Origin of the sequence: Paenibacillus sp. FSL H7-0735 (assembly GCF_038008505.1) — a bacterium.
In the GTDB taxonomy this organism is placed as follows: Bacteria; Bacillota; Bacilli; order Paenibacillales; family Paenibacillaceae; genus Paenibacillus_AQ; species Paenibacillus_AQ odorifer.
This window is the reverse complement of sequence record NZ_JBBOZH010000001.1, coordinates 1,205,771-1,219,243: the sequence shown is the minus strand read 5'-3', so window position 1 is coordinate 1,219,243 and position 13,473 is coordinate 1,205,771. Positions and strand designations below refer to the sequence as shown.

Sequence of the window (13,473 nt, the reverse complement as noted above, 5' to 3'; positions counted from 1 at the left end):
GCTACTTGACGCAAACAGAACGATACCTGTATAATGACGCCAAGAAGCTCCTATATGAATTTAATTTAGTCGTCTTAACGCGTACTCGCCAAAGTATCCGTGTTAGGACGATTTTGCTTTTCACAAACAGAAAACATTCCTTCTTGCATTGATTCCTCAAGTTCAATACACTTCGCAATAGTACTCTTTATATCTCCAATAACTTCTTGACCTGTAGCAAAGTTCTCTGTCTCAAGTTGAAAAACCGCGTAAATGAGGTCCGCTTTAATTTGGGAAAGAAGCGACAAATCTAACATGTGGGCATTATTTGACCTTACTGGTTGTACGGTATTACTCATGGGCTTTATCCTCTCCGTCTGGATCAACCATGGAACGATAATCTTTATTCGCCCAACCTAGGACTACTTCTAATTTCTTAAGCCTTTCCGCGCGATCCATAAATCCTTTTACGTTAAGAGCACTGCCTGTACGTTTACGTTCAGCACGGATTCCTTTCATTCGCGTTGCATCTGCCTCTCTTCGAATTCCGTCGGTAGCATCCATGAGATCATCAAAATCAAGTGTTCTGAGGAAACGAATCAACGCAGCTTCATGCTCATCTACTTCTAGAAGAATGCCGGAGTATTCTGGATATGGTACGTCTTCGGTAATCTCGTAGGCGCGGGCTTTATCAAGGTATTCATCCTCCATATCCCCGCTTTCAAAAGTCGCAGTATAGAGTTCAGTAGAAGCCCACACTTCAATCCGGAAATCGGATATGTGTCTTGAAAATGTAACCTCTGAGATATCAAATCCGATCTCCATTTCCCCCACATAAACAACGATTGTTTCATCTACAACCTCTGTACGAACAGCGCCGTATGGGGTGGAAAAAAGTGATTCGGAAAAATCATAGGGCTGAGGCTCACCAGGGTCGGTAATATGAAACTCCATTATGGCAAACGACTTAGATTCTTCCATCATTCTGAACAGAAACAATGCTTCCGCAGGGCTAATGCTTTTGTAAGTAACTTTAGGCATATTCATTTCGCTCCTTTTGATTGTTTTTTAAAGTTACGGACGATAATAGCGTGCTGTGCCGGTTGGTGGAACCAGATACGTGCAAGATGTTCAAGGGTCAAAACGGTTCCATCCCTTTCTATGCAATCAGTATTCGTTCTGCAGGAAGATACACATATTGCATCATGCTGGTTGCCTTCGCTTTGCAATGTTGATAAATCTCCTTGTAATAGACTCCAGCAGACATTTCTTCCTGAACAGTGTTTAAAATCAAATCCTCAATAAGTGCTATTACTGAAAGGACTTTCTCTGTAGCCAGTTCGCGTTGCCCAGCTTTTATGTCCACCAGGCTGTTTACCAGTTTGGAATAATTCATATAGAGCATGTCGGCGTTCTTGCTGCCCTGCTTCTTTGCATATACAATCAGTTCTGCGATTACATCCGTTTCTTGTCTCCGGACTAATTTCCCGTGCTTGCGAGTTTGGAGCCATTCGCTGGACTGGCGTTCAAGCAACAAATGCCTCAATGTAACAAACTGCCTACTTAGCTCCTTTTTGAACTTCCTGACCATCAAGGAGTTATCCATAAGGGTCAATATGAAAACCGCTTGAGTCTCGTTCAATTCATACACGTTTTGTTTCTGACCACTACCTGAAGCCCGGACTGTCAGTCCGACCTTTCCTAATTCCTCGAAGTCGTTTTTGTAGCGCTTGATTAACTTGGTTACTGAGTCGTGTTTACGTTGAATCCCTTCTGCAATTATGAGCGTATCCGTGAAGACATCACTTCCCTTGACCTTTACCAGTTCATTCATTGCGTTCCTCCTTTCTCTACTTCTAACCTTCTGAATCGAGAGGTTAGAATTCGGACCTTCTGGATCGGAAGGTCTAAAGCAAACGCCTAATAAAGGCAACTGCTCCACGCCCATCATTCTGACCCGCATTTAATATATACGACCAGTACCCATTTTTTTGTACATTGTTAGGTATAAAACCCTATGATGTAGTTATGATGGATTTAAGCGATTTTCTTGAGTTTCTGGCGCTCATAGTATTTTGTGAGAGCCTGTTTGCGGTCCTCATACTCTGGTATGGCAAGCAGTAGTCCGATATCAATCCGCTGCAGCTCTTCCACGGCCTTGATTTGATATGACGACAGATACGGCCTCACGGATTCTCCCTTAGCAATACCATTTACTTCACGAAATTGTTTGGCACTCATGCCCAACACAATTCGATTGATCATGTCAGCCTCGTTCGAGAAGTGGTAGTGCTTCGGCTCTTCATGGGCATCTACGATTGCCGCCGTGAACGCCGGATGCTCCATCTTGGCAGTAAGCAGTGAGGTGATGAAGAACTCCATCTGATTAAAGCGATGAATGTAAGCCTCTTTAAAGCGAGAAGCCTTTTTCCCTCGATATCCAAAGACCAGGAACGTGAACCCATCTTTAGTCATCATAACCTGCGGAATCTTTTTCCCTTGTTCACTCTTGTAAAAGGACCCCTCAAAGTTGAGGGCTCATCCAGATTCTCAATATCACGAATTACGTTGTAGTGTTCTTTTTCGAATTCTTCTGCCACTTGTTTGCTACTGCAATAAGCTTTGCCACTCATTGTATACAGATTGCATTCTGTATTTAGGATTAGTTTCGTCATGATTCCTCTCCCTTCAGTTTTACTCCCAACCCTTGCAATTCGCTCTCTCTTGCTGTTCAATCCACTTGTCCAATGTCTGGAAGCGGAAGAGAATACGGGCATTCTTGGAGCCTTCCTTGCCGCTGCGGTAATGTGGGATCTTTTTTTCGCGAGCTAATGTCCGCACTGTGTCCTCTGACATGCCCAGATAACGAGCTGCTTCTGAAACGGTTAAACGCTTTTGGTCAACGGTGACGGCAACGATTTCAGCAACTTGCTGGCGTAACTCATCCAAAGCGTTGTGTTGATCGCTCAAAGTACCTCCTCCTCATTTTGTTCCTTTTTAGGAACGGACAAGTCAAAAAAAAACTCCCTAGGTATTCCAAATTCCCGGCTCAAAACCCTTGCTTCTCCTAATGAAAAATCACCGCCAGTACCATTTAACTTTTGATTAATTGCACTAGCGGTCTTTCCAATGGCAATTCCAATTTCGGTTTGTTGAATACTGTTCTCATAGAGGAAAATTTTAATCTTGGTGTACGGTTCCCTTCTTCTGTTAGCGTTGGGTGACATTCCAGCCATATTGGGACCTCCTTTCGTTCCAAATTAGGAACAAACTCAGAATAAACTACCTATTCTTTCCTGTCAACTAAATTTTATTCCGTTTAAGGAACAATTTATTATCCTCTTGTTGCATTATAGGAACGAATAATTTATAATATTAGATATAAGTAATATAAAAGGGAGAGAACGTGATGTTTGGAGATGTACTGAAAAAACTAAGGTCAGACAGAAAATTGAGTTTGGACCAGTTCGTAAAGGAAATTAACAACAGATATAACACTTCTTTCAGTAAGAGCATGGTTTCTCGCTGGGAAAATAATCTCACGGACCCTAAGATGGAATCAGTTCGTGTCATTTCAGACTTTTTCAATGTATCTCTGAACTTTTTACTCGATTCATCTTCCCTATCGTCCGATGCTGAAGGTAAGTCTGATGAGCCTCCTTTGATGGATAAAAAGGTGCGTTCTTTAGCAAGAGAAATACAAGAATTGGACTCGGAGTCTGTAGATGCCCTTTCCTTAATTGTTAAATCTATGAAAAAAAGAGGGCGTGAGGCGAAAGAGCAATGATTTTCCCTAGGAACCCGCGCTACAAATATGCTTCTGAAATAGCTGATTCTCTATTGGAACATCTTGAAACAATATCGTTCCCTATTGATCCACTTGAAATAATACATAAATATAAATGGGGAGTTATTACCTATTCAGAGTTGGCTAGAGAAAACTCCATCTCTATTCAAACAGTTGCAAAAGCGTGCCAGAGCAATGACGCTTATGTTACCTTTGACGAGGAAAGCGAGACCTATACTATCGCATATAACGACACTGTTTTTAGCAGGAATAGAATCAGGTTCACTTTAATGCATGAAATTGGACACATATTATTAAATCATTTGATTGATTTCGATGAAACTATATTAACAAGAAATAGCCTTACCGCTGATAAATATAAAATTTTAGAAAATGAAACTAATCATTTCGCAAGAAATGTATTAGCCCCAGTGTATGCGGTAAAACAGCTTCCCACTATCTCAGAAAACCACGTTTCCTCTTTTTTTGGCTTGACGCCGATTGCCGCTAAAGTACGTATTCAACTACTACAGCAAGATTGGATAAACAAATCCCTTCAATCAAACTTACTCATTACAAAATTTAAAGCAATAATATTTGATACTTTAAACATGAAAATCTGTGGTTCCTGTTATTGTAAATTCTCATTACCTAACTCAAAGTATTGTCCAATATGCGGTTCTAAAAAACTCCTGAAAAGAGGGTACAGAATTATGAAATACGAAGGATATTCTCTTGATAATAATGGAAAAGCATTAATCTGCCCGAGGTGCAATAATGAAGATATACATGCAAAAGGTGAGTACTGTCCCGTTTGTGGTTTAATGCTAGTCAATCGGTGCACAGGTTATAAATTTATTGACTCGAGTTATGAAGATGAATCTGTTCCATGCGGCACAATTGTCCCTGGCTATGCGAGATGCTGCCATATTTGTGGTTGTTCAACAACTTATTATGAGAGTGGGATTCTACCTGCCTGGGACGAAAAGGGAAGTCACTCGCTGCCCAATCACACAAGTACATCCAGATTGGTAATTGTACCAAATCGTGAGACAAAAGTGGTTAACTCTAACGTTGTTGAAATCTCAGACGACGATTTGCCATTCTGAATTTGAAATTATTTAAAGGAGGTGATCAAAACGAGATTATATAATTTTGAAGGGAGGAGTATAACATGCCATCTTATGAACACCGTGGAAAAAACTCTTATCGTCTCACAGTAGAAACTGAAGCTGGGATCAACCAGGAAAGAGGACGGGAACGGAAGACGGTTAAGGTACCGGAGGGACTGACACCAAAGAAACAAAAAGAATGGTTGGAGGCAGAATGGTATAAGTTTAAGACAGAGGTTGAGTCTGGAGCTTACATCACGCCAGAGAAAATGGTACTCTCCGTTTTTGTTGTTGAGTGGAAAAACAAATATTCAAAAGGAAGATATGCTCCAAAGACAGAGAGTCTGCACGATTACTTACTGACCCTCATCCTTCCCTACATTGGTCACTTAAAGTTGTGTGATATCAAGACGCTTCATATTCTCCAGTATTTCAGTGATATTCAAGATTTAGAGAAAAGGAAGTCCGGGAAAAAGAAACCATATTCACAAACGACTTTAATATCACTCCATAAGTTATTAAAAGGAATTTTCGATTTAGCGGTGACTTGGAATGTTATAAAGGTTTCTCCTATGGCTGGCTTGAAATATCCTAAGTTAAAAAAGAAAAAGGCGGATTGTTACAATGAGGAAGAAGCCAAAATTCTATTCCAATCACTAGAAAGAGAGCCTCTTGTTTTCAAAACCATTGTTATTCTAGCAACTACAACTGGTCTTCGCGAGGGTGAAATAAGCGGCTTGGAACGGAAACATATCAATCTGAAAACTGGTGTTATTCAAGTTGAACAGCAGATGATTTACACTAAACAGAATGGTCTTCAGATCACCGATACTAAAACAGATGATGGAAACAGGAAAGTATCGATACCAAAATTAGTTGTGGACTTATTGAAGGAAGTCTTCAAACAATCCTCAATCGATAGAGCTAAATTGGGCTCATTGTGGAAAGGGTGGAAAGATAACGATAGACAGTTTGTCTTCAACACTTCTACAGGTGCACCATATGGCCCAGCCTACATTTCAGGAAGATGGATAAATTTCCGTAAAAAAGCTGGGTTGCGAGAAATTAAATTTCACGAACTACGACACACAAGTGCTTCACTACTCATTAATAAAGGTGTACATGCTAAAGTTATATCAGAACGTTTAGGTCATTCCGACATCAAAATCACCATGAATACCTACGGTCATGTATTCCAAAAGGCTGATCATGCAGCAGCAGAAATGTTTGATGACATCTTTCAAACAAAATAAATGTCCCCAATCCGTCCCCAATCCAAAAACAGATAACCCCAAATCCTTGATTTATAAGGCTTTTTAATCATATAGTAACTATAGAATAAGTTGTTCATACGGCTGAGGGATAAATACCAAGGCGAAATATGCAAGGGTGGAGGTTTCATCGTTATGCTTCTTCAAGCGACAGGAATTACTAAATCATATGGTATACAGAACGTACTGGATGGCATAAGCCTACAGGTAAATGAAAAGGAACGTGTCGGGCTAGTGGGTGTGAATGGTGCCGGCAAATCAACTTTTCTACAAATTCTGGCCGGTGAGATGTCTTATGACAGCGGTCAAATTCATAAATCAAAAGAAACAACAATCGGATATTTAGCTCAGAATAGCGGACTTCAATCTGACAAAACCATTCATGAAGAAATGATGGCGGTCTTCGCTCCGCTGATCGAAGCCGAAACTGAGCTGAGAGAGTTAGAAGTGAGTATTGCTGATCCCAAGCTCGCGGAAGACCCCAAGCGGTACGAAGAACTGCTTGAACGGTATGCGCGGCGCTCGGATTGGTTCAAGGACCACGGCGGCTACGAAATGAATACACGGATTCGCAGTGTCCTACACGGCATGGGCTTCAGTGATTTTCCACCGGATACACCCATTTCTACCCTTAGTGGAGGCCAAAAGACCCGGCTCGCGCTGGCCCGTATTTTGCTTCAGGCTCCGGATCTTCTGATGCTGGATGAGCCTACTAACCATCTGGATATCGAAACGTTAACGTGGCTGGAGGATTACCTCCGCAGCTATGCTGGCGGGATTCTGGTTGTATCCCATGACCGTTATTTCCTAGACCGGCTCGTGACTACTATTGTAGAGATCGAGCGGCACCAGTCCCGGCGTTATACAGGTAACTACAGTCGGTATGTAGATTTGAAGGCTGCCGAATATGAAGCACGGATGAAGCAATATGAGAAGCAACAGGATGAAATTTCGCGGATGGAGGATTTCGTTCAGAAAAATATTGTCCGGGCATCCACCACAAAACGTGCACAGAGCAGACGCAAAGCGCTTGAAAAGATGGATCGTCTAGATCGTCCAATGGGCGATCTGAAGAAAGCTAGCTTCTCCTTTGAGCCAGACTTCATGTCTGGAAAAGAGGTGCTTCAAGTGCGCAATGTTGCGGTTGCCTTTAATGAAGGTTCACCTTTATTCAAGGACGCCTCTTTTGAGCTTCGTCGCGGGGAGACTGCTGCCCTGATTGGTCCCAATGGTATCGGTAAATCCACGCTGCTGCAGTGTATGACCGGAACCCGTGAGCCTTCTGCCGGAACGGTGAATTGGGGCACTAAAGTAAAAATTGCTTATTATGATCAGGAACAAACCCGACTTAATCCACAAAATACGGTTATGGAAGAACTGTGGAGTGAATATCCAATGATCGAGGAAGCCAGAATTCGTACGATCCTTGGCAATTTTCTTTTTAGCGGAGAGGATGTTCTTAAGAAAATTTCCGCACTCAGCGGCGGCGAAAAAGCTCGGGTTTCGTTATCTAAACTAATGCTCCGCGGTGCAAATATGCTAATTCTCGATGAACCTACCAACCATTTGGATCTGGTCAGCCGTGAGGTTCTGGAATCTGCTTTAATTGATTTCGAAGGCACCCTGCTGTTCATCTCCCATGACCGTTATTTTTTGAACAAAATGGCTGAACGCGTACTGGAGCTGCATCCCGAAGGGATCGACCAATACCTCGGCAACTACGATGACTATGTCGAGAAGAAACGAGAATTAGAAGAGATTGCAAAAGATGCCGCTGAACTAGCTACTAAAAACGTCAATAAGGACACTGCTGTACCTGAAAAAAGCGCTGTAACCTCTTTTGAAGCAGACAAGCAGGCTAAGCGTGAAGAGCGTAACCGCAAACGGCGTATCGCAGAGCTTGAGGAGAACATCGCCACACTCGAAGAATCGATCGTATTTATAGAGCATGAAATGACTAAACCTGAAGTTTATCAGGATTATTTAGCACTTCAAGGTTATGAAGAGGACCTAAAGAACAAAAAATCTCAGCTGGCAGATTTCTTTAGCGAATGGGAAATCCTTGCTGACGAATAATGTAAATCCTCCTTATAAATATTTTTTCATCGTTCTAGATTTGTTCATAAATAGTTATCCACAGCTCTATACACAGGTTTCGTGTATAACTCCCTACTTTAAAAGACCCTTCGGGGTCTTTTTTATGCGTTAAATCGGTATTTTCAAGGAAAAGGAATTATTATCCACGGATCTATCCACATTATCCACAATTCTCACAGTGTTTCATTGCCAACAAAATTGTTTATTAGAGCATTTTGAAAAAAGCCGTTATTGCTGATTTTACGCACTTTTTACACAACTCAGGCAGAATATGTGGATAACGTTGTCCACAACTTGACAAAAGACGTAACCCCATTTTACAAGACCGAATTTATGCTAAAAAAAGAACCCGCTATCTCCTAAACTGACAGCGGGCACGTCGTATTTTAGACAATCTGTGTAGAGAGCAGGGCAGCATTACAGGCTGCGATATAAGCGATGCCAGCCGCCATAATTATATCTTGGTGAGTGGCCGTGCCTCTGAATTTTAGGCCCTCCCACTCCACCATCACCGCTGCTTCTGCTTGAGCATTCTCTCCGCTTCCAAGCGAATGAAGCTCGAGTCCTGCAAAGTCTATCTCCTCAGCAATCCCTTGCCCAATAGCGGCGATAATCGCTTCAAGCGGGCCTTCGCCAGTGCTGGTATGTGACGTTTCCCGGCCAGTCTGCAGATGGCGTACCGTAACTGCAGCTACACGGCGCTGGGCACTGCCCGCCAATACCTGAACCTCACCCAGCTCATAGACCTGAGCTTGTTGTCCAGTTGTACTGCTTACCATTTGCAGCAGTTGGTCATCACTGACCACCTTTTGACGGTCAGCGGTCTCTTTAAAGGACTCATAAAGTGCATCCAGCTCCGCAGGCTCCAGCGTTATTCCATACTTCGCAGCCCGATCCTTCAGCGCATGTCTGCCAGAATGTTTGCCCAGAATGATCATGCTGCGGGGGATGCCCAGCCGTTCGGGATCCATAATCTCATAGGTACTACGATCCTTGAGCAGGCCATCCTGATGAATCCCGGATTCATGCTGGAAGGCATTTCTTCCGACGACCGGCTTGTTATAGGCGATTGGGAAATGCATCGCTCCACTAATCAGCCGGGAAGTATCATACAGTTTATCAAGCACGATACCTGTTTCTGCACCGATTGCATCGCCGCGGGTTTCGAGCGCCATAACAAGCTCTTCCAGCGCGCAGTTCCCTGTGCGCTCGCCTACACCATTCACGGTGACTTCTATCTGAGTCGCCCCTCCATCAATCGCTGCCAGACTGTTAGCTACAGCCAGCCCCAAGTCATTATGACAGTGGGCACTATAGCTGACCTTGCCGCCACCTCTTGCTCCCTGCCGCACTCTCCGGAACATCTCGCCATATTCATGTGGCAATGCGTATCCTACTGTATCCGGCAGGTTAATAATGGAGGCCCCTTCCTCTATAACTGCCTCAACCATTTCAATCAGATCATCAATCCCTGTCCGTGCAGCGTCCATGGCCGTGAATTCAACTACATCACAGAATTGTCGCGCATAAGCCGTCATCTCGCGCGCTTTAGCTACGACTTCAGCTCTGCTCATACGCAGTTGATGCTGCAAATGAATATCAGAAGAAGAAATAAACAAGTGAATCCGCCGACGTTCAGCGTCTTGAGTGGCCCGGACTGCAGCATCGATGTCTCCTTTTACGGCCCGCGCGAAACCACAAATCTCCACGTTGCGCACCTTGCGCGAAATCGTCTGCACCGCTGCAAAATCTCCAGGACTCGATACCGGGAACCCCGGCTCCATTACATCAACACCCAGATCAGCAAGCTTATAGGCCAGCAATATTTTTTGCTCAGGAGTCAGACTCGCCCCAGGGGCTTGCTCACCATCGCGCAGAGTCGTATCGAAAATTTGTATACGTTTCTTAACTGGAATAATCATCTGAATTCCTCCTAGTTTGTTTTCATGTAATTGGATGCTTTATCTCTATCCTATGCTTCAGCGCAGAACCACACGTCGACTTGCGGTTCTGCTCATTTCCCACCCACTGCTGCCGGCAGCTGATACAAATGAATCTCTGCACAATGTGCAGAGCGTTCAATTTTGGCGTCTTATGTAGCGATGAGTCCATAACTCGGACTTCTTCTACAAGAACGCAAAAACCCGCCGTCTCTAATAAAGAGACGGCGGGTTACCCCTCCGCGGTACCACTCTTTTTGACGCATCGGCTGTCTTAATAACAAGCCTTAAAGCTGCGTCCAGCTCTTCTTCCCGGTTTAAGCTGGAGTGCCAGCTTAAACCGGGAAGGTCCGATAACGAGGACAGCCGTAGGCAGCGTACTCTTGTTCCGCCGCTCCGCTCCCGGGCGAGCTTCAAGAAATCCGGTGACTGCGTCGCACCAACCCGCAGCTCTCTGTTCACCGTCAAACTCTACTACTCCCGTTCTTAGCGTGTATTATATAAATTATTCACCACTCTAAATCCATACAAAAAAGCCTGCCATCTCATTCAAGAGACGACAGGCTGTTAACCTTCGCGGTACCACTCTTGTTGATGCTCTGTATCGGCTAAGTTCCTGCCGATTCCAATTGAACATCCACTCTACGGTCCAGTATGTTAGGTACTAGACCACCCTATCACGGAGGTTACCCGTAAACGGTGTACAAACGTTCCGGCGACAATTGCCAGTAATGCTTCCACCGCTCCGCTCCCAGACGAGTTCAGGACTCCTTCGACTGCGTTGCACCCACCCGCAGTTCTCTTATCCCAGAGTATCCTTACTACTTCCGCTCATCGCGTTTGCTTGTTTAATTGAACTGATTATACTCGTTAGCTCCAAATGATGTCAATAGGCAGATACAGACCATTGTTCCAGTGAGAATCCAGGGTCAGCAACCATATCCAGCGGTATTCCTCCATCATGCTGCCACTTCACGTATGCAGCCGCTCCAATCATCGCCGCATTATCCGTGCAATACACCGGTGGAGGAATAATAAGTTCAATGCCCTCCGTTTCACAGCGCGAGATTAATGCCGAGCGGAGTCCACCATTAGCAGCGACACCCCCACAGAGCAATAACTGTTTGGAGTTAGTGGCTTTAACGGCGCGTACCGCCTTTTCCACCAGCACTTCTACTACGGATTCTTGGAACCCCCGGGCGATGCCTGCGACATTGGGTTCAAGACCTTTCATTTTGCTCTGATTCACCACATTCAGCACCGCCGATTTTAGACCGCTGAAGCTGAAATCATAAGAGTTCGGCTCCAGCCATACCCGCGGCAATGCAACAACTTCCGTCGCTTCGCGTGCCAGGCGGTCTACATGGGGGCCACCGGGATAAGGAAACCCAAGCGCCCGAGCCACTTTATCATATGCTTCACCTACAGCATCATCACGCGTGCGGCCGATAATTCGAAATTCACCCTCACGCTCCATATGAACCAGTTCAGTATGTCCACCTGACACTACTAGTGTCATACATGGATACTGCAACTCTGCAACCAGGCGGTTAGCATAGATGTGGCCTGCAATATGATGCGTGCCAATTAACGGCTTGCCCCATGCATGGGCAAGGCTTTTAGCTGCTACTACACCGACCAGTAAAGCGCCCACCAACCCCGGGCCTTGAGTCACCGCTACCGCAGTCAATTGTTCGGGTGTAACGCCTGCCTTGGCGAGCGCTTCCTCGATTACGAGCGTAATTACCTCCACATGTTTACGGGAAGCCACTTCTGGCACCACGCCCCCAAAAGCGCGATGTGTCTCTATTTGACTCGAGATAATGTTGGATAACACTTCTGATCCGTTTTTGACCACGGCCACCGAGGTTTCATCACAACTCGTCTCTATAGCAAGTATTAGTACAGGTTGAGCTGTGCCTGTTTCTGTCTTCATTTCAAGTCCACGCTTCCTTCCAAATAGCCGTGCTCCTTATACTCCGGTAGATCCGCCCACATAATGAGTGCATCCTCGCGATTATCGGAATAATATCCTTTGCGCGTGCCGGCAGAACGAAAGCCTTTTTTACGATATAAATTCTGAGCTACCTCGTTGGATACCCGCACCTCAAGTGTAATGGACTTCATGCCTACGTAAGAGGCAGTATTCATTAACTCTTCCAACAGGCGCTCCCCCCATTTACGTCCACGATAAGCTTCGAGTAAGGCAATATTCGTCACATGCGCCTCATCCACGATAGCCCACATTCCAGCATAGCCAATTATATGACCCGCCAGCTCCATGACCATGTATTTAGCAAAATGATTATGCGTCAGCTCATTCCGGAAAGCTTCCTCTGTCCACGGCATGGTAAAGGCTTCACGCTCAATAATAAGGATGTCCGGTATATCCTCCAGCTTCATCAGGCGAAAAACAAGATCAGCCTCTTGTGCTCTCAATGATTCCACTTCCGTCATCGTTTTAAGCCTCCTTTACTACTTAACCGCAGATTGGCCTCCGCTTCTGAAATCTGAGTATAGTTAGGGATTAAGCTATGAATATCATCATTCTCTACTTGCAGCCGGGCTTCACCAAGGAAGCCTGTCCAACGCCCCTCCAGCTCATAAGGAACAGCTACAGAAGTGCCGAGTTCCGCCAGCGGATGTAGTGATTCTTCGCTGCCATGTACAGCGGTTTCTCCAACAAACCATAGAATAGCTGGTTTAGTTCCTTCGGCTGAAGCCTGTTGTAAACGTTCTGCCAAGTACTCCACCCAGTCGGCCATCAACCGGATGGCATCTGGTTCAAGGCGGCTGAGAGCACTATTCCCATCCGCTGCGAATAACCCTGTATAGACCTGTCCTCGGCGCGCATCCATCAGTGGAATGATCCAGTCTGGACCGTAGCCACTGTTCGCACTGGCTTGTCCTGACTCTGCTGTCGTCTTATTCTTAAGGGCTGTTTCATACCCACCCCATGCCACAGCATGCAGGCTCGAAACACCAACTACTGGGACATTCCATGCCCAAGCCAGCGTTTTGGCAGCCGTAACCGCGATCCGTGTTCCCGTATAAGATCCCGGACCCACACCAACTGCAATCCCGCCCAGATTAGCAACGGTTGTTCCCGAAGCTTGCAGCGCCTGCTCTATAATCGGCAGCAAATGCACCGAATGATTCCGTTCACCGGAAGCATTAATTTCATGCAATAATTCTCCATTTTCGGTCACTGCAACCCCCAATACAGCAGTTGATGTATCCAGCGCTAAAAGCCGCTTGCGCGGCTCTGTATTCTCATTCGTCATATT

The 13,473-nt window shown here is 45.0% G+C and carries 15 protein-coding genes and 2 other annotated features; of the genes, 4 read left to right on the top strand and 11 right to left on the bottom strand.

Going from position 1 to position 13,473, the window contains the following annotated elements; all coding sequences use genetic code 11:
- Positions 1-74 precede the first annotated feature (74 nt).
- The 7 genes from NSS82_RS05305 to NSS82_RS05275 all read right to left on the bottom strand — a co-directional run bounded on the left by NSS82_RS05305 (position 75) and on the right by NSS82_RS05275 (position 3,215).
- Positions 75-338, bottom strand: a complete 264-nt coding sequence (locus NSS82_RS05305) for a hypothetical protein (protein WP_076274062.1) — start codon at positions 336-338, stop codon at positions 75-77.
- Complete coding sequence (locus NSS82_RS05300) at positions 331-1,020, bottom strand: hypothetical protein (RefSeq protein WP_076274061.1); 690 nt, start codon at positions 1,018-1,020, stop codon at positions 331-333. Before NSS82_RS05300 ends, NSS82_RS05305 begins: the two co-directional genes overlap by 8 nt.
- Positions 1,021-1,138: 118 nt before the next feature.
- The gene (locus NSS82_RS05295) at positions 1,139-1,813 is read right to left on the bottom strand and encodes a Rha family transcriptional regulator (protein WP_076274060.1); all 675 of its coding nucleotides are present in this window, start codon (positions 1,811-1,813) and stop codon (positions 1,139-1,141) included.
- A gap of 203 nt (positions 1,814-2,016) precedes the next feature.
- Entirely contained in the window at positions 2,017-2,457 is a 441-nt protein-coding gene (locus tag NSS82_RS05290; RefSeq protein WP_256718637.1) for a Rha family transcriptional regulator, read from the bottom strand.
- On the bottom strand, positions 2,454-2,654 hold the full coding sequence (locus NSS82_RS05285) for a Rha family transcriptional regulator (RefSeq protein WP_218641971.1): 201 nt from the start codon (positions 2,652-2,654) through the stop codon (positions 2,454-2,456). Before NSS82_RS05285 ends, NSS82_RS05290 begins: the two co-directional genes overlap by 4 nt.
- Positions 2,655-2,673: 19 nt before the next feature.
- Positions 2,674-2,949 carry a helix-turn-helix domain-containing protein gene (locus tag NSS82_RS05280; RefSeq protein WP_256718636.1) on the bottom strand — a complete coding sequence of 92 codons (276 nt, stop codon included), beginning with the start codon at positions 2,947-2,949 and terminating at the stop codon, positions 2,674-2,676.
- Positions 2,946-3,215 carry a hypothetical protein gene (locus NSS82_RS05275; RefSeq protein ID WP_081386795.1) on the bottom strand — a complete coding sequence of 90 codons (270 nt, stop codon included), beginning with the start codon at positions 3,213-3,215 and terminating at the stop codon, positions 2,946-2,948. The genes NSS82_RS05280 and NSS82_RS05275 overlap by 4 nt, the downstream gene beginning before the upstream one ends.
- A 173-nt stretch (positions 3,216-3,388) precedes the next feature.
- On the opposite strand from NSS82_RS05275, the gene NSS82_RS05270 reads away from it, so the two are divergent.
- The 4 genes from NSS82_RS05270 (at position 3,389) to NSS82_RS05255 (ending at position 8,225) form a co-directional block, all read left to right on the top strand.
- Positions 3,389-3,766 (top strand): helix-turn-helix domain-containing protein, encoded by a 378-nt coding sequence (locus NSS82_RS05270; protein ID WP_076274059.1) that lies wholly within the window; start codon positions 3,389-3,391, stop codon positions 3,764-3,766.
- A gap of 53 nt (positions 3,767-3,819) precedes the next feature.
- Complete coding sequence (locus tag NSS82_RS05265; RefSeq protein WP_340960699.1) at positions 3,820-4,875, top strand: ImmA/IrrE family metallo-endopeptidase; 1,056 nt, start codon at positions 3,820-3,822, stop codon at positions 4,873-4,875.
- A 65-nt stretch (positions 4,876-4,940) separates the two neighbouring features.
- A complete protein-coding gene (locus NSS82_RS05260) occupies positions 4,941-6,131 on the top strand; it encodes a site-specific integrase (RefSeq protein WP_076274057.1) in 1,191 nt (396 codons plus the stop codon).
- A gap of 153 nt (positions 6,132-6,284) precedes the next feature.
- Positions 6,285-8,225, top strand: coding sequence for an ABC-F family ATP-binding cassette domain-containing protein (locus NSS82_RS05255; protein ID WP_036676516.1), 1,941 nt, complete (start codon positions 6,285-6,287; stop codon positions 8,223-8,225).
- Between the two features lie 407 nt (positions 8,226-8,632).
- On the opposite strand, the gene NSS82_RS05250 is transcribed toward NSS82_RS05255, so the two are convergent.
- From NSS82_RS05250 to tsaB, 4 genes are all read right to left on the bottom strand, one after another.
- On the bottom strand, positions 8,633-10,168 hold the full coding sequence (locus NSS82_RS05250; protein WP_036676518.1) for a 2-isopropylmalate synthase: 1,536 nt from the start codon (positions 10,166-10,168) through the stop codon (positions 8,633-8,635).
- 235 nt (positions 10,169-10,403) lie between these two features.
- Positions 10,404-10,683 (bottom strand) — a binding site (T-box leader).
- Between the two features lie 52 nt (positions 10,684-10,735).
- Positions 10,736-11,030: a binding site (T-box leader), on the bottom strand.
- A gap of 42 nt (positions 11,031-11,072) precedes the next feature.
- Positions 11,073-12,122, bottom strand: a complete 1,050-nt coding sequence (gene tsaD / locus NSS82_RS05245; protein ID WP_076274056.1) for a tRNA (adenosine(37)-N6)-threonylcarbamoyltransferase complex transferase subunit TsaD — start codon at positions 12,120-12,122, stop codon at positions 11,073-11,075.
- Positions 12,119-12,643 carry a ribosomal protein S18-alanine N-acetyltransferase gene (rimI, locus tag NSS82_RS05240; RefSeq protein WP_036676521.1) on the bottom strand — a complete coding sequence of 175 codons (525 nt, stop codon included), beginning with the start codon at positions 12,641-12,643 and terminating at the stop codon, positions 12,119-12,121. The genes tsaD and rimI overlap by 4 nt, the downstream gene beginning before the upstream one ends.
- Positions 12,640-13,470, bottom strand: a complete 831-nt coding sequence (tsaB, locus tag NSS82_RS05235; RefSeq protein ID WP_036676654.1) for a tRNA (adenosine(37)-N6)-threonylcarbamoyltransferase complex dimerization subunit type 1 TsaB — start codon at positions 13,468-13,470, stop codon at positions 12,640-12,642. The genes rimI and tsaB overlap by 4 nt, the downstream gene beginning before the upstream one ends.
- Between the last annotated feature and the right edge of the window lie 3 nt (positions 13,471-13,473).